At 43.2% G+C, this 21,577-nt stretch carries 20 protein-coding genes; 13 read left to right on the forward strand and 7 right to left on the reverse strand.

Features of this window, described 5'->3' with window-relative positions; translation table 11 throughout:
• Positions 1 to 255: 255 nt before the first annotated feature.
• Positions 256 to 1,383 carry an FUSC family protein gene (locus AK822_RS00940; protein WP_060490239.1) on the forward strand — a complete coding sequence of 376 codons (1,128 nt, stop codon included), beginning with the start codon at positions 256 to 258 and terminating at the stop codon, positions 1,381 to 1,383.
• 95 nt (positions 1,384 to 1,478) lie between these two features.
• Here AK822_RS00940 and aroE read toward each other — a convergent pair whose 3' ends face one another.
• Positions 1,479 to 2,339 (reverse strand): shikimate dehydrogenase, encoded by an 861-nt coding sequence (gene aroE / locus AK822_RS00945; protein WP_060490240.1) that lies wholly within the window; start codon positions 2,337 to 2,339, stop codon positions 1,479 to 1,481.
• A 444-nt stretch (positions 2,340 to 2,783) separates the two neighbouring features.
• Between aroE and AK822_RS00950 the strand changes: the two genes are divergently transcribed.
• Entirely contained in the window at positions 2,784 to 3,449 is a 666-nt protein-coding gene (locus AK822_RS00950) for a hypothetical protein (protein ID WP_060490241.1), read from the forward strand.
• A 3-nt stretch (positions 3,450 to 3,452) separates the two neighbouring features.
• Positions 3,453 to 4,400: an aminotransferase class IV gene (locus AK822_RS00955; protein WP_060490242.1), complete on the forward strand. Its 948-nt coding sequence runs from the start codon at positions 3,453 to 3,455 to the stop codon at positions 4,398 to 4,400.
• 6 nt (positions 4,401 to 4,406) lie between these two features.
• On the opposite strand, the gene AK822_RS00960 is transcribed toward AK822_RS00955, so the two are convergent.
• Positions 4,407 to 4,601, reverse strand: a complete 195-nt coding sequence (locus AK822_RS00960; protein ID WP_055123619.1) for a DpnD/PcfM family protein — start codon at positions 4,599 to 4,601, stop codon at positions 4,407 to 4,409.
• 158 nt (positions 4,602 to 4,759) lie between these two features.
• On the opposite strand from AK822_RS00960, the gene AK822_RS00965 reads away from it, so the two are divergent.
• On the forward strand, positions 4,760 to 5,326 hold the full coding sequence (locus AK822_RS00965) for a hypothetical protein (RefSeq protein ID WP_060490243.1): 567 nt from the start codon (positions 4,760 to 4,762) through the stop codon (positions 5,324 to 5,326).
• Here the strand turns inward: AK822_RS00965 and AK822_RS00970 are convergent.
• Entirely contained in the window at positions 5,318 to 6,082 is a 765-nt protein-coding gene (locus tag AK822_RS00970; RefSeq protein WP_060490244.1) for a DpnI domain-containing protein, read from the reverse strand. The two genes, AK822_RS00965 and AK822_RS00970, sit on opposite strands and share 9 nt — an antisense overlap.
• A 167-nt stretch (positions 6,083 to 6,249) precedes the next feature.
• Here AK822_RS00970 and mltG point away from each other — a divergent pair, with 167 nt between their 5' ends.
• Together mltG and tmk are read left to right on the forward strand one after the other, a co-directional pair.
• Positions 6,250 to 7,542 (forward strand): endolytic transglycosylase MltG, encoded by a 1,293-nt coding sequence (gene mltG / locus AK822_RS00975; protein WP_060490245.1) that lies wholly within the window; start codon positions 6,250 to 6,252, stop codon positions 7,540 to 7,542.
• 98 nt (positions 7,543 to 7,640) lie between these two features.
• Entirely contained in the window at positions 7,641 to 8,366 is a 726-nt protein-coding gene (gene tmk / locus AK822_RS00980) for a dTMP kinase (RefSeq protein ID WP_087945518.1), read from the forward strand.
• Positions 8,367 to 8,555: 189 nt separating this feature from the next.
• Here tmk and AK822_RS00985 read toward each other — a convergent pair whose 3' ends face one another.
• Positions 8,556 to 10,904: a cation:proton antiporter gene (locus AK822_RS00985; protein WP_060490246.1), complete on the reverse strand. Its 2,349-nt coding sequence runs from the start codon at positions 10,902 to 10,904 to the stop codon at positions 8,556 to 8,558.
• 971 nt (positions 10,905 to 11,875) lie between these two features.
• Between AK822_RS00985 and AK822_RS00990 the strand changes: the two genes are divergently transcribed.
• The 5 genes from AK822_RS00990 to purC all read left to right on the forward strand — a co-directional run bounded on the left by AK822_RS00990 (position 11,876) and on the right by purC (position 17,246).
• Positions 11,876 to 13,240 carry a Do family serine endopeptidase gene (locus AK822_RS00990; RefSeq protein ID WP_416202329.1) on the forward strand — a complete coding sequence of 455 codons (1,365 nt, stop codon included), beginning with the start codon at positions 11,876 to 11,878 and terminating at the stop codon, positions 13,238 to 13,240.
• A gap of 260 nt (positions 13,241 to 13,500) precedes the next feature.
• Positions 13,501 to 14,709 (forward strand): metallophosphoesterase family protein, encoded by a 1,209-nt coding sequence (locus tag AK822_RS00995; RefSeq protein WP_060490248.1) that lies wholly within the window; start codon positions 13,501 to 13,503, stop codon positions 14,707 to 14,709.
• Between the two features lie 438 nt (positions 14,710 to 15,147).
• Positions 15,148 to 16,053: a 4-hydroxy-tetrahydrodipicolinate synthase gene (gene dapA / locus AK822_RS01000; RefSeq protein WP_060490249.1), complete on the forward strand. Its 906-nt coding sequence runs from the start codon at positions 15,148 to 15,150 to the stop codon at positions 16,051 to 16,053.
• A gap of 35 nt (positions 16,054 to 16,088) precedes the next feature.
• A complete protein-coding gene (locus tag AK822_RS01005; RefSeq protein WP_228139045.1) occupies positions 16,089 to 16,403 on the forward strand; it encodes a hypothetical protein in 315 nt (104 codons plus the stop codon).
• 129 nt (positions 16,404 to 16,532) lie between these two features.
• The gene (gene purC, locus AK822_RS01010) at positions 16,533 to 17,246 is read left to right on the forward strand and encodes a phosphoribosylaminoimidazolesuccinocarboxamide synthase (protein WP_060490251.1); all 714 of its coding nucleotides are present in this window, start codon (positions 16,533 to 16,535) and stop codon (positions 17,244 to 17,246) included.
• A gap of 260 nt (positions 17,247 to 17,506) precedes the next feature.
• Here purC and AK822_RS01015 read toward each other — a convergent pair whose 3' ends face one another.
• The gene (locus AK822_RS01015) at positions 17,507 to 18,826 is read right to left on the reverse strand and encodes a short-chain fatty acid transporter (protein ID WP_060490252.1); all 1,320 of its coding nucleotides are present in this window, start codon (positions 18,824 to 18,826) and stop codon (positions 17,507 to 17,509) included.
• Between the two features lie 229 nt (positions 18,827 to 19,055).
• On the opposite strand from AK822_RS01015, the gene AK822_RS01020 reads away from it, so the two are divergent.
• Together AK822_RS01020 and AK822_RS01025 are read left to right on the forward strand one after the other, a co-directional pair.
• Positions 19,056 to 19,703, forward strand: a complete 648-nt coding sequence (locus AK822_RS01020; RefSeq protein ID WP_060490253.1) for a DNA-3-methyladenine glycosylase — start codon at positions 19,056 to 19,058, stop codon at positions 19,701 to 19,703.
• Positions 19,704 to 19,763: 60 nt separating this feature from the next.
• The gene (locus tag AK822_RS01025) at positions 19,764 to 20,075 is read left to right on the forward strand and encodes a YqfO family protein (RefSeq protein ID WP_060490254.1); all 312 of its coding nucleotides are present in this window, start codon (positions 19,764 to 19,766) and stop codon (positions 20,073 to 20,075) included.
• Positions 20,076 to 20,084: 9 nt separating this feature from the next.
• Here the strand turns inward: AK822_RS01025 and AK822_RS01030 are convergent, their stop codons facing one another.
• Both AK822_RS01030 and AK822_RS01035 read right to left on the reverse strand, forming a co-directional pair.
• On the reverse strand, positions 20,085 to 20,456 hold the full coding sequence (locus tag AK822_RS01030; protein WP_060490255.1) for a hypothetical protein: 372 nt from the start codon (positions 20,454 to 20,456) through the stop codon (positions 20,085 to 20,087).
• A gap of 295 nt (positions 20,457 to 20,751) precedes the next feature.
• Positions 20,752 to 21,414, reverse strand: coding sequence for a PepSY domain-containing protein (locus AK822_RS01035; protein WP_060490256.1), 663 nt, complete (start codon positions 21,412 to 21,414; stop codon positions 20,752 to 20,754).
• Positions 21,415 to 21,577 lie beyond the last annotated feature (163 nt).

Here is a 21,577-nt window from a genome sequence, read left to right on the forward strand (position 1 = left end):
CATTTTGATTGCCGTTAAGGCATCCTTGATAAAAAACAGCTGTCGCGGCGTTACTGTCAGTATAAATCTTCTATAGCGACAAATATATAACTAATAACTAATATTCATAATTAATATTTTAAATCAAAACATTAATTTATGTATTGATGAATTCGATTTTTATTAGTGTCTGTGGTTAAGTAGCTATCTATGATAGATGTGACCGTATCAGAAAAACATTTTTTAACTGCATTTACGATATAAGGAAAGCCAATTATGAGCGCATCCAAGCGTGAGGCAACGCGAGCATCTTGGCTGACAGCGTTATTTGCTCGCATAAAGGCTTTAATTGATGGGGAGCTGGCGCATCTGCTGACAGTGGACCGTAGTAAGAGACCGTGGCATATGCCAATTATCGCGGCGATTGCGATTAGCTTCCCCGTGTTTGTGGGCGCTTATTTTGGTGCTTTATCGTCAGGCATTAAAGCGTCCTTGGGGGCGATGGTTATTTTGAATATACCGTTAGTGGGCAAGCTGCCGTATCGATTGGTGACGGTGATGGCTTGGGGTTTTGCCATGTCGCTGTGCTTTGCGCTCGGTCTAATTGCTCAGCAAGTCCCGCTATTAAAACTGCCAATATTTACGCTCATGGCGTTTGGTATTGTGATTTTTGGACGTTATTATCGTCAGCCACCGCCAGCGGGACTGTTTGTGATGATGGCAGGTGCTATTGCGCTATTTATACCGCTACCTTTGGAAGACATTTTGCCTGCAACTGGACTGGTGATGCTTGGCAGTGGCTTTGCTTTAGTGATGGCATTGCTGTATTCGTTGTTTTTATTAGCAACGCGCCCAGCGACGCCGACGCCTACTTATAGCTACGAGCCAGATACCATTACTGAAAGTTTGATTGTCGCCAGTTTTGTCAGTTTAGCCTTACTCATCGCTGTCACTTTACAGCTGTCCAACCCCTATTGGGCAGCAGTTAGCTGCTTTTTGATTATCCAAGGTATTCATTTGCGTACCATGTGGATTAAGCAAATACATCGTTTACTTGGTACAGTATTGGGCGTGGTTTTGGCGAGTTGGATGTTGTCTTGGGGATTATCAATATGGGGGGTGGCACTGGCGATACTGACGATGATGCTTTGTATCGAGACGTTGGTGGATCGACATTATGGTTTGGCAGTCATATTTATCACGCCGCTGACGATATTTATTGCAGAATACGGCAGTGGCCTACCGTTTTCTGAGTCCGCCTATCAAGAAGTGATTCGCACGCGCCTTTTTGATACCGTGATTGGCTGCTTGGTGGGTTTGAGCGGCGGACTAGTGATGCATTCAACCAACTTACGCATACCGCTACGGCGTATCGAAAACTGGCTACTGGCGCGCTTTGGCTAATTGATGAGTGTCAAACCACCAGTACGTTTGAAATAAAGTATTAAAAAAAGTCGCATGAGCTGAGTTCATGCGACTTTTTTTATGTCAATTTTCGATTAACGACTGTGTAGCGTTTCAGTCGCTTGCACAACATCGATCGTATGACCTGTCCAACGCTCAAAACTTAGCGCTGCTTGCCCGATGAGCATGCCATAGCCATCAGAAATCTGCGCGCCACGTGCAGAAAAATGCTGCAAAAACGGCAGCGTGCGTCCGTACATCATGTCATAAGCATAGTCACCATTTAGCGTGTCGCTTAGTGGTAGCGTATCTGCTGATAAACCAATAGAAGTCGCATTGATGATAATATCAAACTGTCCATTCAATTCAGTCGTGCGACAAGTTTCAATCTGCTGCTCATGAATAGCAGTGCTTGCCGCGCTAAGCTCAGTGACTAACGCTGTTGCCTTGCTCAGCGTGCGATTGGCAATCGTAAGATGTGCGATACCGGCTTCAATCAATGGCAATATCACCCCACGTGCTGCGCCGCCTGCGCCAATGAGTGCCACGCGAGCACCATTCAATGGCCAATCCAAACTTACGATGTGATTGACCAGTCCTTGTCCATCGGTATTATCGCCATACAATGCCTCGGTGATCGGCACGCCACTTTTCACCAGCGCTTTATTTAGTAGCAGCGTATTGACTGCGCCCGCAACCTTGGCATGTTCAGATAAACCACCGCGCGCCGCGCAGCAGTCATAAGCGATTTGTTTAAAAGGTACAGTGACGTTGGCTCCAACGCCGCCGCCCTGAAAAAATGCCTCAAGCACCGCGGTAAAACTGGCTGCATCATCGGGGCAATATTGGCGTTGATAGCTAATCTCAATACCCGTCTGCGCTGCAAATAACGTATGAATTTCAGGGGATTTGCTGTGGGCAATGGGATTGCCGATAACGATAAAATGCTGGGTCATAATGGGTCTGCTTGCGGTAAGAGGCAAAAATTGATCAGTAGAAGGGCATTGATATACAATCATCATAAGGGATAACGCTATATTTGACAAATCGGTGGTCTAACGAGTAAATACTTGAATAGGTAGGTTTTTTGACAGATTATATCTTTAACAAATCTGTACTGTCTGGGAGCGTTATCCGTAACGTAAAGGGTGGTCAAGTGTTAAGCAGTTGGGTAAACTAGAGAGCATGAAAATTTTATATTGATATTTTGGCAGTTGCATAACTATCAGTAACTGAACTGTCAAACACCAAGTCATATGAAACGGACATAACAAACTGAGTCATACAATACCAAGTATAAGAACGCTTGTTTATAAAACATAATGTCCATTATCAGCGGCCTATCTGCCTGCTCGTTAATACTATTTTGAGAATCATCTAAAAGTGTGAGTAAATTGCCCATGTGGAATAATAGCCTACAGACCCTCTTAGTCGGTACGATAATGGCAGTCGGTGTGTCGCTCAGTGGCTGTGATAGCAGTAAAGACGACGCCCAAAAAGATGCCGATATGAGCGAGCAAACCGTCGCTGACGATGCGCTAGTACAGGACAATGCTGCGCCGAACGCCGATTTAGACGGCGCTACTGCTCAGCAAGGTAGACAAGTGAAATATGACGTTGCGGGATGGGGCACTAAAAATGTAGCGTCACTGAATGTCGATAATTTAGATGAGATCAAGGCGACTTTTGGTAAGGTCATGAGCACTGATGAGAACAGCCTCGACTATGCCAGTAATCCAGCCGCCAAATATCGCTTTATGGATACCGATGCGCCGTATTTGGATTTGATTGATTCTGAAAAGTATCTCGAACTGGGCTGGTACTTTGCCAATCCTACTGACTCTGATAAAGAAAAAGAGATAAGCCAAAACCATGCCGAAAAAGCGCATAAGCTTGCCCGCCAACTGATGGGTGATGAGGGCGGACAACTGATTTCTGATATGCTTAATGGTCAAATTATCAAAAATAAAGTCATCGGTGGTCAAAAAATAGAACTGGCAAAATGTGAGTTCTATAGCTGTATGCTGGTCATCAATAAATCTGCTGCCCAAACAGATAAGAAGTAAGCGATGCAGCCATCAAATAGCTGGGTCTGTTTATCTTCACTAGACAAGCAGACCGCCGTATCGACTGCTTCATTAGACAATCGTGGGTTGGCATATGGCGATGGATTTTTTACCACGATGGGGGTCATCGATGGGCAGATACTGTGGTTGGCTCATCATCAGCAGCGCCTTGTTTACCATGCCGAAGCTTTACAACTTGAATTAGACAGTCATTCTGTCATGGCTCTATTGCAGACGCATGCCGAGCAACTACAACAAGGCATGCTGAAGCTGATGGTGACTCGCGCCGTGCAAGATGTCCGTGGTTATGGCTATGTGCCAACCACATCTGGTAGCGCTTGTGAGATTTGGCTAAAATCCTCTGCGATGACCGTCACTACGACTGAGCAATTACGCTTGCCTGATGGGTGCTCAATCCCGATGCAGCCTATCAGTTCTGCCATTTGCCTATCTTCGCAGCTTGCCTGCTTACCGCCACCATTAGCAGGACTCAAAAGCCTCAATCGCCTTGATAATGTACTGGCAAGTGGTGAGCTACAAGGCATCAAAGCCCAAGTATTGGAACACTGTATCAAACCCAGCATCAGTGAGGGGCTGCTACGAGATATGAGTGGTCGTTGGGTTGAAGGTACGATGAGCAATGTCTTTTATCAATTATCAGAGCAGCAATCCTCAAAATCCGCAAGCCATTTAGACATCAATAAAAATGATCCGAATTATTTAGACCAAGGTCAATGGCATACACCTTCGATGGCGCAAGCGGGCGTCGCTGGCGTGATGCGGCAAGTGCTTATCGATGCGTTATCGACTAGCAAACATCCCGTCATTATCAGATCATTAAAAGATGAGGATTTGCCACAGTTAAGCCAGCTATTCTTTTGCAATGCGCTGCGTGGTGTCATGCCAATGAGTAGCCTGACGTTATTATCGGGTGAAATGGTGAGATTTTGAGCGATTCTAATCGTATTTAAAAATATTAAACTTGGTATCAATAAAGTCATCTGGGTACAAAATAACTTCCTCATTGTGATACATATCTTGCGCTTTTAATAGTGCTTCTTGCTCGTTCTCTGCGTTAACCTCCACGATATTATTCAACGTCTCGACAATCTCTATCTGAAAGGCTCTCTTCAGTTTTTTATCTACTTTCATCATTACTATCCCCGATATACGCTTATCAAAATTTCCTGAGTATTTATATATTCTAGGTTAGCAAAGGCGCTTAAAAAGAAGTGATCGTCTTTTGTTACGTAGACTTGTGCGATAAGGAAAATCGATCAATGATAGTGTTTTGATAAGGAGAGATATCCATGGACTACATCTACGAAGATGAACGAATACCTTTACAAATCCGTCGACTATTAATTTTTGATGAGATTTGCAAATTAGCAAAAAAACAACCTGATGAAATTATTCATTTATCAAGATTCACTGAATTGTCGCTCGGTGTTATGTATTTGAAAGACTTTAAAAAGTTTATCGCGTTTGGCGGTGTGTTTGAGTACGCAGAAACAAGAGAAGAAGTTATCGAGCAACGTATTAGAGTTTTTCCTAACGACGAACCAGTAAAACGTGCGCTGACAGTTAACTTAAAGCAGTTTACTCAGCCCGCGCGTACAGCTATCCAGCTGGTCTGGTATTGGAATAACTATGTTAAAAATAGAATGCATGCTTACGTCGATTATCGAGAAGAGCACTTTTTTAAAATCAATGATGAAATTGATGGAGAGTATCCACCGCATAAGTTTCATGGCCGTTTAGTTGCAACGGCACGTTTACCTTTATGGGACGATAGAGAGGAATTAATTGCAGATGTCTACCGTAATAATAAAGGGCAACCAAGACCTGAACGCTTCAATGAGAAACGTTTAATATAATTTTCGATAATGCCCGCGACCGATAAATTCAATAATGCCTCTATCACGTAACACTTGTAGCTGCTGACGAATTTTATCTTTAATATGATTGTTTTCGGGATGCTTAAGCTTTAATAGTTCAGCAAAAGCATAAACCTGATTGAGAGAAAAATTAACGTTCAGTTTATCAATACATTGCCAAACATCTAACGTCCAACCACGTGAGGTCGTAGATTGCTCGCGTAAAAACAAGGTTTTTTGAAATTGCTCGGTGACATTATCGCGTGGTATGACTTGCTGGTTTTTCACCAAAAATACTTTGCCTGATTCGGGTACTTGTCGCAAATCAATATTGCAACCAACCCAGCCTGCACGTTTAGCATTGGCTGATAAAGGTTTGCGTTTAACAATCATATCCGGTTTAAAAAAATGCTTAGGGATGATTAAAAAGTTATTAACTCTATATTCTGGCGAATAGGTTAAAAAGAAAAAGCTTGGATTATTGTCGCTATTGATACGCTCAATCATGGTGTCATAAGCGCCGTCATTGATAATGTTGCTTAATTTTGCTTGCTTACTTTTTAGCTCATATTGCTCATTACAATTTGCACAATAAAAGTCAGCGACAGGCTGATTGTTAGTAAATTCCGCCAATGGTTGAGCATCGCAATTAGGGCAGTAACTTTGCTTAGCAACCCAATCTTCACTGAGTACTCTAATGATTTGACTAGGCGACCTGTAATTTTTGGCAAGGTTTTGATTAAAATGTAGGTTCATAACCAGTTTTCGTTATTAAAGAAAAGGAAAAACAACAAAAGAAGGTAGAAATATTAGCCCATATCAGCAGGCGTAAATACCAAGATAATTCATAAGCTAAGCAAATACCATTGAAAATCGCACGGTTCAGTGCTAAATTCTAGCAAACTTCTGCCTCGCGAGTTGCCATGAGCAAGCCTACATCTGAAACGCCTCCTGAACGCCCTAATGAAACGCCATCGAATAAACCAGATAGCAGTGTTGAGGAGCGTGTCGATACCACACTACCTGACGCGCAACCAGCAGTCGATGGGGTAGAGGAAACGCCAGCGACAGATGTGTCACTCATCAGTGGAGCGGCTAAGCCACGCGAATATAAAGCGGATAATCAATCGTTCTTTATGCAGCGTGGTTATCAAGTGTTGCTAGTACTGGGGCTTATCGCTGCGTTTTTCTTAGTGATGGTCTATCAGACATTGTTTGGGCGGATTGAGCAGCCAAAGCAAATGGTCACCATTGAGCAGGGTCAGAGCTATTACGGCTTACTGCCGCAGTGGCAACAGCAAATCCCGCTGTTCTCTGCCACGATTGCCAAGCTCTATATGAAAACACAAGTCGATGGCCCCTTACATGCTGGTATTTATCAATTACCAGAAAACCCTACCTTTGCTGAAACGCTACATATACTTGGGCAAGGGGTAAAAGCATCGATGGTAAAAGTGCAAATCATTGAAGGCAAAACCTCTAAAGATTTATATCAAACATTGAGGGACAATAAAGGCATCAAAAAAGAGGTGCTGACCGACGATAGTGGCAATGATAGAGACAATGCTGGTATTGCTCAAGCGTTGGATTTGGTCGGTATATTGCCAAATGAAGTGATCAATAGTAGCGATCCTATCGTCAATCACAATCTTGAAGGCTGGTTTGCCCCTGATACTTATTATTATGGTGAAGGCAGCACTGATAAGCAGGTACTGACCGATTTATATAAGCGTCAACAGCAAGTATTGACTGAAGCGTGGGAAAATCGTGCGCCCAATTTGCCTTATAAGACGCCTTATGAGGCGTTAGTGATGGCCTCTATCATCGAAAAAGAAACCAGTGTGGCAGAAGAGCGTCCTTTGGTCTCTGCGGTGTTTAGAAATCGTTTAGATAAAGGCATGCGAATGCAGACCGATCCGACCATCATCTATGGTATGGGCAGTCGCTATGAAGGCAACATTCGCCGTAAAGACATTGATGAAAGAACGTCTTATAACACCTATCAAATTGATGGCCTACCGCCAACACCTATCGCGCTACCATCGGCTGCCTCTATCGAAGCGACCTTGCATCCAGCAGATAGTGACGCATTGTACTTTGTAGCGACGGGTAATGGCGGGCACAAATTTACCAATAGCTTGGCGGCGCACAATCAAGCGGTAAAAGAATATCTCGGTGTCATGCGTGAGAAAAAATCACAAACCCCGCCGCAGTAATTTAATCCTCTATCTTTTTTCAAAACCTATCGAGAAATGAGCGTTATGCAACTGTCTACATAACGACATAACGCTCATCAATGACATAAGGTCATATCATGTCAGCATCTATACAAGACCATGTATCTCAAATATTCCAGTCGCAAGCAAGTCAGCCCAAAGCAAGCAATGACATCAATGATATCGCACTCAATCAAGGGCGCTTTATTAGTTTTGAAGGTACTGAGGGCGTAGGCAAAACGACTGCCATTGAGCAGCTGTGCACACGCTTAGACGATAACAATATTGCGTATCTGCATACCCGTGAGCCGGGTGGTAGCCCGTTTGCAGAACGTTTGCGCGCTATATTATTGGACCCTGCGACCGACATCAATGATGATACAGAGCTATTGCTACTATTTGCGGCGCGCTGCGATCATATGCAGCAAGTGATTTTGCCAGCGTTACAACGTGGGACGTGGGTAATATGCGATCGTTTTACCGATTCTACCATTGCTTATCAGGGCTTTGGGCGGGCACATGGCGATGCGGTGGTACGAGCCAAAATTGAATCACTTATCGAGCAGTTTGTGCCGCAACTACCTGAGCTGACATTGTGGCTGGATTTGCCCGTATTAGAAGGTATGACACGCGCTAATAAACGTAGCGCCGCTGATAGATTTGAGCAGCAAGCGACCGAGTTTTTTACTTGGGTGCATAAAGGCTTTAACACGCTGGCGACTCAGCACCCCGAACGGATACAGCGCATTGACGCATCAGGCACAGCCGATGAGGTGGGCGCGCGAGTATGGCAGACGGTACAAGGCAGAGTTGATGTTTCGTAACGGATTTTATAAAGCCATCACCTAGCCAAATAAAAAGCCCCAACATTGCGTTGGGGCTTTTGTGTTCTATAAACTGTTATATTCTATAAAGTATCAAAACAGTCATCAAGATATTGTCAAAACTTTGTTAAATCAAAGCTGTGGCAATGATCATTTATCCTGTTTATTCACAGCTTTATTATCTGAAATTTATTGAACATTGTCTTTGTTAATATTGTCTTTAGTGATATCGCCTTTAGTAATATCGCCATCGAAGCTTGCATTGGTTGTATTATCTTGACCAGAGTCGGGTAGACGATTTGGATCAAGCGCGCCCTTCTTAGTTTTAGGTGCGTTGCCATTACCATTCGTACTATTATTGTTAGACACCTTATTTTTAGGAATTGCCTTCGAAGTCGCTGTCGAGTTGGCTGATATGACGCCTTTATTAACGACGTCAATAGACTTATCTTTTGACGTTATTACTTTGTCATTCAAGGTGTCTGGCGTGGTTTTAGTTCCAGCACTGCTGCTTGAATGGTTTGATACCTCAGTATCTGCATTTTGCTCAGCGACTCTCTGCTCAGTGATTTTCTGCTCAGCAATTATTTCTTTAGCGCTGTCGCTATCAGTGGCAGTGGATTGTCCTGTTGCATCAACACTATCATCGCTCAGCTCTTTTTCTTTACGCTTTTCAGGTGCTTTTGAGCTGGACTCAAAGTTAGCATCAGCTGCCAGTCGCGCCTGCTCTTGTTTAGGTGTCACGTCGACAGGTTTTGGCTGTACTTCATCTTCCACTACCAGTGAGATGAGCTTGCGATCGCGTGGCACGATGCCATCAAACTTATCGGTAATGACGTGTAGCTTGCCTTCTTTGTCGATTGTATACAGCGGCACGAATTGCTTATTGTCGGCTTTGTATTGCTCAAAGCTGTAGCTGTCGGTGATATTGGTAATCTTGATACGGGCTTTTTTCGACAGCATGCTGGCAAGTTTGGTATAGGTGACGTCTTTGCCAAACAGCCACTGCGAGTGGAAGTTGCCTTGCTTATCATCGCGCTCGCTTTTGACCTTTTCGTCGCTGAACTTGAGACGGTACAATTTGCGCTCACCAAATTCATGACGATAATGAATCTCAGATAAGGTATTCATCTCTTTGTCCATACTCATGGCAAACAGACGACCGATACCGATCAGGTCAAGATGATGATCGGCATGATCAGAGATGGGATTGCCAAAATAAGTACGTAGACCGCTCATGCGTGCGCGGGCAATATTGGTATAGTTATTGTGTGCGACGATGACATCAAAGCCTTGGTCTTTTAGAGAAGTTGCTACCAAAAGCGCAATGGGATTTGAGCCGACGATAAGAATGCCATTGGTCTCAGGCTCACGGACGCCCAGCAAGTTGCCGACTATTTTCGCCCCCAAGCCCTGAATCATGACCGTACCAATGATGACCATGAATACTAACGGTACGAGCAGCTCAACACCTTGAATATCGTACTCTTGCAGACGAATCGCAAACAACGATGAAATAGCCGCAGCGACGATACCACGTGGCCCAATCCAACTAATCATCAGCTTTTCATTGGTCTTTAAGTTTGAGCCAATAGACGATGCCCAAACGGATAAGGGTCGCGCCACAAACATGACGATAGCAAGTAACACCAGACCTGCGAAACCCACGCTAAGTAAGCTTTCCAGCTCTACACGTGCTGCAAGGATAATAAACAGCACAGAGATAAGAAGGATGGTTAAAGATTCATTGAACTCTAAAATCGTATCGCGTGGGAATTTTGGCCAGTTCGCCAATGCCACGCCCAACACGGTGACTGTCAATAGCCCAGATTCATGCTCTAAATGGTTCGATACTGAAAATAACACCAAGACAAAAGCGAGCGTAAAGACATTGCGTAAAAATTCAGGAATCATATGCCGACGCATCAAGAAGGCAAGCAGCCAAGCGCCTGCCATACCCATCGCTGTCGCTAATACCACGATTTTGGCAAACAATAAGATACTGCTGGCTTCGCCGCCTGAGATGATGTATTCATAGACCAAAACCACGGCAATAGCGCCGATTGGGTCAATGATGATACCTTCCCATTTGAGGATATTAGAGATCGTCTTATTGGGACGCACACTACGTAATAGCGGCATAATCACCGTTGGACCCGTGACGCACACGAGCGCACCGAACAGCAAAGCAATCAGTGGATCGACATCGAATAAGAGATAAGTCGATAACGCCACGATAGCAATGGTGATAAGTACACCGACCGACACCAGCATTTGCACCACGGTGCCATGCTGTTTAATCTCGTCAAACTCTAACGTCAGCGAGCCTTCAAATAGGATAATCGCCACGCCCAAAGAGATGAAGGGGAACATCAGCTCTCCCAGAACCAAGTCAGGATCGAAGACTCCCAGCACTGGGCCCACGATAATGCCAATCAGTAATAAAAATAAAATGGACGGTTGCTTTAAATACCAAGCCAACCATTGGGCAGCAATGCCAATCCCAACCACGCCAGATAATAATAGGGCGGTATCCATAAATTGATCCTTTTATAATCTTGTCGTATTTTATAGCTATCAACCGCTTTTTTGGAGTCGCGGCTGCCAGTAGTATAGTAATAAGTTGACGCTACTCGCTATAGAGACACATCTCTATGAAACGTAAGCGACGACAATGGTATCCATCATGAATCACAACATGAGCCAGATATGATATAACTACTATAGAGTAGTAAAGACAAAAGCATTGCTAGAAAAATCGTCAATCTTATATAAATCGTATATGGCATCAAGCTCGCTCAGTCTATTATTGATAGTACTGTCACGCGACTTTTTTTATCCATTTATCTTGAATCGACCATCGCATTATTCTAGTGATGCAAAAGATGAAAAATAAGGGTGATAATAGCCAGCTTTATAAAACAATAGTCAATAATGATTAATTATAGACTTTAGTTTGCTTAAAAAGTTATTTGGCTTGCTATCATAACATGCTTTTATTTCATGCTGAGCAAGGCCGTATCTAGCACGATATCAGTGTGCAGTAGTAAAAACATACAATAACTGGGTCAAATAATCGCGCCTTGGGTTATCCTTCATGATTGAAATAATGACAAAATAGCACGATGACTTATCATACAGTAGCCGTCTTTATCATGCACCTAACGAGGATTATCATTGTTTTGGGGTGTTTATATAAGGAAAGGTGAATGGTCGATGGCATAAGGGTATAAAAAACAGTAATCTAATAAACGACTAGATGGCGACTAAAAAGGTTGGCCGCCATAACATTCAGTGCCGATGCAACGTTTGTCATATACGGACTTGGTTAAAATTAAAACATCGTATACACGTCACTAGCGATAGTAGCCTAAACATAACCATTAAAAATAACAATGATTACTTATATGGAGGACAACATGCCTATCAATACGCTTACATCGCAATCTAAGTTTTATGTGCCGCATTGGTTAAAACGTAGTGCGCTGGTGCTTGCTGTCAGTACCTCGATGGTTACTGGCGTCACTGCCACCGCCATGGCGAGCGCTCAAGCTGTCGTCACCACGGCGGATTTTTCTGAATTAGTACAGCAAGTTACCCCAGCCGTTGCCCGCGTAAATGTCACCAAGACCGTCAGCGAGGCTGAGCTTGCCCAAGCCCAAACAGCCGAATTGTTGCGGCAGTTCTTTGGTGATCGTTTACGTATTCCTGATCAGGCTGCCACGCCAGCAATTGAGCATGCTTATGGCACGGCTTTTTTTGTCACAGCCGATGGTTATATGCTAACCAACCATCATGTGGTGGAGGGCGCTGATAAAATCACTGTTACTCTTAACGATAGAACGGAGCTTGATGCAACCTTGGTTGGTAGTGATGAGCGCTCTGATGTGGCAGTGCTAAAAGTCTCGGGCAACCAATTTCCCGCTTTGCCTATCGGCGACTCGAATGCTCTGAAAGTAGGGGAGCCAGTACTAGCTATTGGTTCGCCATTTGGTTTTGATTACTCAGCATCGGCGGGCATTGTCAGTGCTAAATCACGCAGTTTTTCACGCGATACCAGCGTGCCATTTATCCAAACAGACGTGGCATTGAACCCTGGTAACTCAGGCGGTCCACTATTTAATCAGCGCGGTGAAGTGATTGGTATTAATTCGCGTATCTTTAGTGGTACAGGTGGTTACATGGGTCTGTCGTTTTCCATTCCGATTGATGCGGCGATGGATATTTACGAGCAGCTAAAAACCGATGGCGAAGTGGTGCGTGCTTATTTAGGTATTTATCCGCAAGACATCGATCGCAATTTAGCAGAAGCTTATAATCTAGATCGTCCTCAAGGTGCGCTACTGACAAGAGTATCACCAGACTCACCTGCACAAAAAGCTGGTCTAAAACCTGGCGATATCATTTTGCAATATAATGAAGTGCAAATTATGCGCGCCTCAGATTTATTAAACTTGCTCAATCGTGCCAAACCGAGCGATAGCTTCCGCGCACAGATTCAGCGTAATGGTAAGCAGATGACCATCAGCGGCAAACTCACTTATGCGCCCAATGATGTGAGAGCACAAGGCGGCGATCAGCAGAATGATGAGGTGCAGTTAGGCTTGCGTTTACGTAACTTGACCGCCGATGAGCAAGCAGAAATCGCAGTGGATAATACGACAGGTATTTTGGTCACCACAGTTGACCCAACGGGATTGGCGGCGCGTTCAGGTCTGTTGGCAGGTGATGTGATTACCAATTTTCACCAAAAGCCGATTAAAAAGGTCACGGATTTTTCAAGCGCAATTTCGTCATTGCCCAAAAAAGGCGTAGTGACCATTGAAATTATTCGTCAAGGTATTCCCGCGATTATTGGTTTACGTATTGAGTAAGCCTTGATAGCTTTGATAGCTTGGTAGGGGTAATGGGTAGTCGGGGCAGCAACTGAGCATGGCATAACGGCGCGTCAATAATTCTACTTGTCTATGATAGAGCTCGACCCCTATAATGGCTGATTTTTTTAACCATGACTTAAAATAATTTAACACTGTCACTAACTTATTCATGGAGCGATTTATTTATCGCTCTATACGTTCTAATATAGGGTAAGCCAGTTGCTCGGCTCATACTCTCTCGTAACCATCAGGTAATTATGACTGACCATGCTCTTTATATCCTAAGTATCTCTACGACAGCAGTATTGCTTGCGTATATTATACTGTGGTCAGGATTACAAACGTTCAATGCCAATCCTACCAAACGTTTTATGCGTATTTGGTTTAAATTGGCACTATATTATGCTGCCTATACTATGCCCGTTTGGGCTTTGCTGTTGGTGATAGGTTGGTCGCAAGACATGTTGCCGATACTGGCGCAGCTATCACTGCCACTCGTGCTAGTGGCCGTATTTGCAATGGGGTTCTATTTTTATACTGTGGTGATACAACCCAATCGTTTACGTTTAGATCATCATGCAATCGACTTAGATTTATCCACACCGCTGACGGTTGCCGTATTGGCTGATTTACGTATAGGCTTGTATAGCGGCAAGCCGCGTCATATTCGTAAACTGGTTGCTACCATCAATGCGTTACCAGCAGATGCGGTGCTGATTACGGGCGACTGGTTGTATTACCCAAGTGCTGATTTAGTGGGTCAGCTCATGTTGTTTAAAGGGGTTAATAAGCCTATTTATACAGTGATGAGTACCTCAGATTTGCGTTATCAATCGATTAATACGACTAAGCAAGGACAGCCGCTATTAGAAGATACGTTGTCTAGTGCCTTTGATGTGCTTGATATCAGCTATATTGGTCAGCAGTGTACGTCACTGCCACTCAAATGTACTGGGGCTATTAATGCGCTTCCAGTAATGCCCAGTGCGAGCTATTCTAAAAATAATAAAGAGGGTTTTAGACAGCAAAATTTGGAAAATAGCCCAACCGTCGCCGTGCTTTGCGGCTGGCAAGATGTTCCTAAACAATTTGCTGATATTGAAAAGGCAAATGCGTCTGATAAAGCCGCACTTGGTGCTGAAATTGCTAATACCACGAAGCCCGTCATCATATTGGCTTCACGATTTGATAGTATTAGCGATTTGCCAAAATCCTTACAGCCACGACCACTATTGATTACTGGTGCAGCAAAGGCGATTCAAAAAAATATATGGTTGGCACAAAAACAAAAAAATATCGCACGTAGTAGCGAGCAGTCAACCCTGTTAAATAATAGCCGCATGGGCAAGCAGCGGGGTTTATATCAACATGGCAGTGCGCAGATATTTGTCAGTAGCGGTATCGGTACACGAGGGCTGCCTTTTCGCTTGTATCGCCCCACTATCGATGTGTTGACGATTCGTTAACATGATTCAAAAGACTTATCAGCGCTGATTCATTGCGCTAAACTGAGAGTTGAATAATAAGGCTGTTGGTTTGTAGGTTGTAATGGCATGTCAGCAATTCAATTGATTGAACGTTAATTGATTGATAGCGGTCAAATCAAAATATGCTACACTAGCAGGCGTTTTTATTATTCTATTTTTAGTATTAAATAAGCGTTGTCGGTCATTGGCAAAAATAAGGCCAAGACGGCTTTGAGCACCTATATTGCGAACGCTTTTATCATAGAAAAAGATTGATCATAAAAAATACTCAGCATTAATATCAAGCAAGATATTGCCAATGGCGCCTATGAATGTACACAATATGAGTACAGGTGTAGACGTAATCATTGACACTTGCCAACGACCTATCATGTGACAGCTTTGAAAAAAGCTAGGATAATACAGTAAGGCACGGTTATGAGCACAGCATACGACGAGATCAAAACCCGACTACAAGGCTCAATGGTAGCCTTGGTAACGCCCATGCATCCTGACGGCACGGTCGATTATAAACGTCTGGCGGATCTCATAGATTGGCAGATTGAGCAAGGCACGCATTGTCTCGTTGCCGTTGGTACTACTGGCGAGTCAGCGACATTATCTATGCAAGAGCACAGCGATGTCATTCGCTACTTTGTTCAGCATGTCAAAGGTCGTGTACCAGTGATTGCTGGAACAGGTGCCAATAATACGATGGAAGCCATTAAGCTGACCCAAGATGCTGCCGACGCTGGTGCAGATTGTGCGCTATTGGTTGCGCCTTATTATAACAAGCCGCCACAAGAAGGCTTATACCAACATTATAAGGCTATCGCGCGCGCGGTGAATATCCCGCAGATGCTTTACAATGTGCCAGGACGTACGGTCGTTGATATTGCACAAGAGACCGTAGAACGTCTGGCTGATATCGATAATATCGTCGCGATTAAAGATGCCACAGGCTCTATCGCTCGCGGTGAGCAATTGATCAAAGCAGTGGGCGATAGAATCGTCGTGCTATCTGGTGATGACGGTACGGCGCTTGATTTGATGCAATTCGGTGGTAAAGGTAATATCTCAGTCACTGCCAACGTCGCCCCAAAAGCGATGAGCGAGACTTTTACAGCGGCGCTTCGTGGTGATTTTGACGCGGCTCATAAAGTCCATGATGTGGTCAAGCATTTACACCGTGACTTGTTCATTGAGTCAAGTCCTATCCCAGCCAAATATGCGCTTCATAAAATGGGTATGATAGATACTGGTATTCGTCTGCCTTTGGTATGGTTGGCTGAACAACATCATGCCACTATTGATGAAGCCTTGGTGCGTGCGAACTTATTATAAAATGATGCGTGTAAATGCTAACTCAGAGAGATAATATGATGAAAACATCATCACCGACTGCAAAAATATTCCCTGCGCTGCTGACCTTAGTATTGGGAAGCACCTTAGTATTGAGCGGTTGCCAAAGTGCTAAAAACTTACTTGGTAAGCGTGACAATGGTAGCTTAGAATATCAGCAAAGCAAGAAGCTTGTGCCAATAGAGCTGCCTGCTAACAAAGAACCAGCGCCTTTTGTACCTTTGTATGCAACTCCTAATGCTGGTGCAAATACGCTGAAATTACAGAACGAATCAGGTAATCAATACCAGCTACCAAAGCCTGAGCGCGCTGTCAGTAGTCCTTCGAATTAAAGCTATTCCCTATTTATACCGCTGACATTTTACAGTGATTAATGTAAATATTATTCATTCTGTCATACAAAAATCAGCGGTCGCTGCGCGTTTTTACCACATAAGCTTGAACGAACAGGAACTCCCATAATGCAAAAGCAACAACTGCTGTATAAAGGCAAAGCCAAATCTGTCTATGAAACTGAAGATAATGATCTTTTGATTCTACATTTCCGTGATGATACTTCAGCGCTTGATGGCAAGCGTATTGAACAGTTAGCCCGCAAAGGCGTCGTCAATAATCGTTTTAATGCTTTCATCATGCAAAAATTGGCTGATGCTGGTATCGAAACGCATTTTGAAAAGCAATTGTCTGAAGATGAAGTATTGGTCAAGCGTTTGGATATGATTCCGGTTGAGTGCGTGGTGCGTAACTTTGCTGCGGGCAGTTTGGTGCGTCGTTTAGGCTTAGAAGAAGGGCAAGCATTGACGCCACCTACTTATGAGCTGTTTTATAAAGATGATGCGCTGGGTGATCCAATGGTCAATGAGTCACTTGCTGTGTCTCTTGGCTGGGCAACCGAAGCACAACTGGCAAGAATGGAAGAGCTGACTCATCAAGTAAATGAAGTGTTAAATGCGTTATTCGAAGCAGGTGATTTGATACTGGTTGATTTCAAACTAGAATTTGGTGTGTTCCATGACCGTATCGTCTTAGGGGATGAGTTTTCACCAGATGGCTGCCGTATTTGGGACAAGACGACTAAGAAGAAGCTGGATAAAGACCGCTTCCGTCAATCATTAGGCGATGTCATTGAAGCTTATGAAGAAGTGGCTAACCGTATTGGTGTACCATTAAGCTAGATGTTTGATTGGCACTGCACTGCAGGTCAATCTTTAGCGTAAAAAAAACTGAGCCATGTGCTCAGTTTTTTTGTGATTTTAAATTAATCTTCGTGTTTATCTTACGACTAATAATATAAAGGCTTTGACCTAAAGGTAGTCGTTATTATCAAATATGGCTATTCTGAATAGCTCCACTGCTATTTGATTTACTTCATTATTATCTAAAGATAAGAACAACCTCTTTATTAAAATAGTTAATGTTGGAGTTATAGGATTTATTATAAAAACAAGAGTCCTAAACCAATCACAACACCACTGACAATCAGCACGATGACACAAAAACCCATGATATCTTTGGCTTTTAGACCTGCGATCGCCAGTGCTGGTAATGCCCAAAATGGCTGAATCATATTTGTCCAAGCATCACCCCATGCTACAGCCATAGCAACTCGTGACGGATCACTACCCAACATTTCCGCCGCTTCTAACATGATTGGTGCTTGTACTGCCCATTGTCCACCACCTGAAGGAACAAAAAAGTTGACGAGTCCTGCACTGAGGAAAGCAAAAAGTGGTAGCGTCTCCGCTGTTGAAACGTTGACAAACGCTTCTGACATCACACCTGCCAACCCCGAAGCTGTCATCATTCCCATAATGCCTGCATAAAAAGGAAATTGGACGATGATAGCGCCTGCACCTTTAACCGCTTCTTGAACTGCAATCAAATACTTGCGAGGTGTACCGTGAAATATAATACCAAGAAACAAGAACATAAAGTTAACCAAGTCGAGCGTTAGAGCAAAACCGTTCTGTGCGAAATAATACACGATAAAGGCGATGCCCAATACGCCAATGACCATTGATAAAATCCAGCTGTTTTCTAAGCGTTCTGCTGGTGTCATATCCGATTTGGCTGGCAGATCCTCAGGGATAGGATCTACTAGAAGTTTTGGATCTACCGTAATCGTATCTTCTTTTTTTGGCATCATCAGACGGTTTAATAAAGGGACGATAATAACCAATGCTGCGACGATAATTAGGTTATAGCTAGCAAAGATGGTCGCACTTGTTGGAATAACACCGATTTTATCAACGAAGGGATGGCCTGCTGTTGCAATGGATAATGGAATCGACCCAGAGAATCCGGCATGCCAAATGATAAATCCAGAATAGGCGCTGGCAATCAATAAACGGTAATCGACATTTTCGACACGCTTCGCCAGCTCTTTGGCAAATAATGCCCCAATGACCAAGCCAAATCCCCAATTAATCCAGCTTGCTGCAAGCGATACTAAGGTGACCAGTATAATCGCACTACCTGGCGAGCTTGCGAAACTGGCAAGTTTACCCAGCCCTTTTTTAAATATGGGGCTGCTTGCTAATACAAAACCAGTTACTAGCACCAACACCATTTGCATTGAGAATGCCAGCAAAGCCCAGAAGCCTTCACCCCAAAACGCCACCATCTGTACCGGTGAAGAGTCGGTTAAACCTAAGCCCATTACAAAAATAACCAAGGTTAAAATAATGACGAACAGAAATGGATCTGGTAAATATTTTTCCATCAAGCTATTCGAGAAGCGTGTAATCCCTTTCATTTTTTGACTTCCTTTTTGTCTAAGTTTACGTTTCATTCCTCATTCCAATGTTACCTCATTCTTCCTTTTTTATGCTTATTCATTCAGCAGAAATCATCTTTTTGAATGCTATATCGACCTTGCAAGGTTTGTTTAAACATTCCTTAAACACTGTGTGCCATACCTTTTCTTAATTTTATGATAACTTATTAATTATTCAATGATATAAAAGCATAAAAGGTCATTACTAATGTCAACGTCTCAAACTTCCACGGCGCAGCCTACTATTTTAGCGCCATCATGGTTTACTCGACCAACCTGTGTGGTCGCTGCTGACTTAATAGGTAAAGTGCTGTGTAGAAAGCTGTTAGATACGGATGGCACGCCTAAAATACTACGTATGCGTATCTCAGAAACCGAAGCTTACATCGGTGCGGGCGATCCCGCTTGTCATTCACATGCAGGCAGCCGAACGCCGCGCACTGAAATCATGTATGAGCAAGGTGGTGTTTTTTACGTGTATTTGACTTATGGCGTCCATCATATGCTCAATTTAATCAGTGGTGCTATCGACTCCCCTGAGTCGGTGCTGATACGTGCGGGGTTTTTAGCAGAAGATAGTGACTGCTTGCGAGATGAGCAATTATTGAGCTTAGATCAACAACTGATTCATCCCAAACAGTTCGCTGGTCCCGGTAAGCTGACTAAGTGTTTACAAATCGACCGTGACTTGTATGGCAAATCTATTCATCCAGCATCAGCCGTTTGGATAGAAGAAGACGGCTGCAAGCCGCCAGTATCGCTGCGTCCACGGATTGGCATTGATTATGCGGGCGAGGCAAAAGAGTGGTTATTACGCTACATTTGGACTGACCATCCTTCGTTATCCAAAAAATAATAAGATTGATAGTTGATGGCTGATGGCTGTTTTTCTAAATAGACTTGAAGGAAGTAACACATGTATAAACTGACCGTTTTTATTCCAGATACAGCATTAGAGCAGGTAAAGTCCGCTTTATTTTCGGCGGGCGCTGGGACAATTGGCAATTATGAACAGTGCTGTTGGCAAGTGCAGGGGACAGGGCAATTTAGGCCACTGGCAGGCAGTAATCCGAATATTGGAGCACATGATCGACTGGAAACCGTTGAGGAATGGCGGGTAGAAATGGTAGCGGCTGATGCTGATATTAAACAGGTAGTCGAGGCGTTAAAGCAGGCGCATCCTTATGAAACGCCCGCCTATGATGTGATTGAAGTATTAGATTTTTAGGGTCAGCTCTCAGTCTTTTTTAATTTTAATCACGTTATAACTCGGATAGCCAAGCTCGATTTTGTAATCTTCACTGCCGCGTTTGGCTTTTACTTTTATTTTACTGTCACCTTTTTTGTATTTGACGTCTTTGACTCGATAACCCATATTGCTGACTTTATTCGCAGCCCTTTGCTCGATAGCAGGCTGATAAAGCTCTTTATCAATGGAGTTGATGGTCTTCTTGTGCTTTTTGTAGACCTTACTGTCTTTATAAACATCTTCGTAAAGGTCGCCGTAAGCATTATAACCAGGTGCGGTGACACAGCCAGTCGTTATCGTCAGCAACACTGCAATCATACTGGCGGTAGGAGTGGTTTTTAATAAAGTATGGTGGTTCATCAAATCCTCTTATGATGTCAAAGGTGTTTTTGCTGATCTTATAAAAAAGGGTCAAATAAACCAAGGGCTGGCTTATTTGACCAAAGGCATCAAGTAGTCAATGATGCCAAAACTTTATTTAATAGCTTTATTTTACTTATCTCATTTTTAATGCACTTAAATATAGTCGGTTCAATATAATTTAGATTCAAGGAAGGCAAGCGAAAGTACTATAAATAGTAGACTAAGCAAGCCTGACACCGTATCTGATTTATATAGGATTGACTATAACTATCAATTGAATGGAGGACATGCCCTAGTCTTTTTCAATCTTAATCACATTTAAATTTGGGTAACCAAGTCGTATTTCATATTCTTGCGAGCCGCGCTTGGCTTCAATCTCGAACACGCCGCGTCCGTTTTTTTCTTCCAACTCAATGTCTTTGACCCGATAGCCCATGCCTTGTATTTTATTGATTGCACGTTGCTTAATTGCTGGATAACGCGAGTCTCTTTTAATGCTATCTTCGATATCATCATTTTTATAGTGCTTATTATTCTTATGCTTGCCATTATTTTTATATTTGTCTTTGTTGTAATGGTCATTGTCATATCTATCGTCTTGCCAAACATTAGACCAAGCTTTTTTATTTGAGCTAATCAGTTTTAGATCGGGATACGTGTATTTTAGCTCGTATGCTTGGTTGTTCTTTTTGGCATAAGCGGTCATTATGCGATTGCCACGGTAGTTATCGGATTTGATATCCATAACCTGATAGCCTTTACGGCGCAGATCAGCGCGTAGCTTTTGACTAATACGGTTGTAGTCAGCGTTACCATAATCATCATTACCACCATATACTGGGTAATTATCATACCCTGGACCGACGACGGCACACCCAACTGTAGTACCCAATAATGCAACCGCAAGACCAGTAGATATAACGGTCTTAAATGAGAAAGGCTTTAGAGTTTTCATGATCCAATATCCTATAATATTTTTAAATTACCCGTCGCATCATTGCTGGTGATAGCCGAGCACGTACGCACTCTGTAAATTGTTCATATAATCGTATTCATAACTTACTGGCAACTTAATTATTACCATCGTCATTACCATTATGCGCTTTGAAATATTTTCT

This window comes from Psychrobacter sp. P11F6, assembly GCF_001435295.1.
GTDB lineage: Bacteria > Pseudomonadota > Gammaproteobacteria > Pseudomonadales > Moraxellaceae > Psychrobacter.

What these genes read in the sequence shown, in the direction of transcription:
- AK822_RS00940 (WP_060490239.1), top strand. Translation starts at nt 256, where the DNA reads ATGAGCGCATCCAAGCGTGAGGCAACGCGAGCATCTTGGCTGACAGCG.
- aroE (WP_060490240.1), bottom strand. Translation starts at nt 2,339, where the DNA reads ATGACCCAGCATTTTATCGTTATCGGCAATCCCATTGCCCACAGCAAA.
- AK822_RS00950 (WP_060490241.1), top strand. Translation starts at nt 2,784, where the DNA reads ATGTGGAATAATAGCCTACAGACCCTCTTAGTCGGTACGATAATGGCA.
- AK822_RS00955 (WP_060490242.1), top strand. Translation starts at nt 3,453, where the DNA reads ATGCAGCCATCAAATAGCTGGGTCTGTTTATCTTCACTAGACAAGCAG.
- AK822_RS00960 (WP_055123619.1), bottom strand. Translation starts at nt 4,601, where the DNA reads ATGAAAGTAGATAAAAAACTGAAGAGAGCCTTTCAGATAGAGATTGTC.
- AK822_RS00965 (WP_060490243.1), top strand. Translation starts at nt 4,760, where the DNA reads ATGGACTACATCTACGAAGATGAACGAATACCTTTACAAATCCGTCGA.
- AK822_RS00970 (WP_060490244.1), bottom strand. Translation starts at nt 6,082, where the DNA reads ATGAACCTACATTTTAATCAAAACCTTGCCAAAAATTACAGGTCGCCT.
- mltG (WP_060490245.1), top strand. Translation starts at nt 6,250, where the DNA reads ATGAGCAAGCCTACATCTGAAACGCCTCCTGAACGCCCTAATGAAACG.
- tmk (WP_087945518.1), top strand. Translation starts at nt 7,641, where the DNA reads ATGTCAGCATCTATACAAGACCATGTATCTCAAATATTCCAGTCGCAA.
- AK822_RS00985 (WP_060490246.1), bottom strand. Translation starts at nt 10,904, where the DNA reads ATGGATACCGCCCTATTATTATCTGGCGTGGTTGGGATTGGCATTGCT.
- AK822_RS00990 (WP_416202329.1), top strand. Translation starts at nt 11,876, where the DNA reads ATGGTTACTGGCGTCACTGCCACCGCCATGGCGAGCGCTCAAGCTGTC.
- AK822_RS00995 (WP_060490248.1), top strand. Translation starts at nt 13,501, where the DNA reads ATGACTGACCATGCTCTTTATATCCTAAGTATCTCTACGACAGCAGTA.
- dapA (WP_060490249.1), top strand. Translation starts at nt 15,148, where the DNA reads ATGAGCACAGCATACGACGAGATCAAAACCCGACTACAAGGCTCAATG.
- AK822_RS01005 (WP_228139045.1), top strand. Translation starts at nt 16,089, where the DNA reads ATGATGAAAACATCATCACCGACTGCAAAAATATTCCCTGCGCTGCTG.
- purC (WP_060490251.1), top strand. Translation starts at nt 16,533, where the DNA reads ATGCAAAAGCAACAACTGCTGTATAAAGGCAAAGCCAAATCTGTCTAT.
- AK822_RS01015 (WP_060490252.1), bottom strand. Translation starts at nt 18,826, where the DNA reads ATGAAAGGGATTACACGCTTCTCGAATAGCTTGATGGAAAAATATTTA.
- AK822_RS01020 (WP_060490253.1), top strand. Translation starts at nt 19,056, where the DNA reads ATGTCAACGTCTCAAACTTCCACGGCGCAGCCTACTATTTTAGCGCCA.
- AK822_RS01025 (WP_060490254.1), top strand. Translation starts at nt 19,764, where the DNA reads ATGTATAAACTGACCGTTTTTATTCCAGATACAGCATTAGAGCAGGTA.
- AK822_RS01030 (WP_060490255.1), bottom strand. Translation starts at nt 20,456, where the DNA reads ATGAACCACCATACTTTATTAAAAACCACTCCTACCGCCAGTATGATT.
- AK822_RS01035 (WP_060490256.1), bottom strand. Translation starts at nt 21,414, where the DNA reads ATGAAAACTCTAAAGCCTTTCTCATTTAAGACCGTTATATCTACTGGT.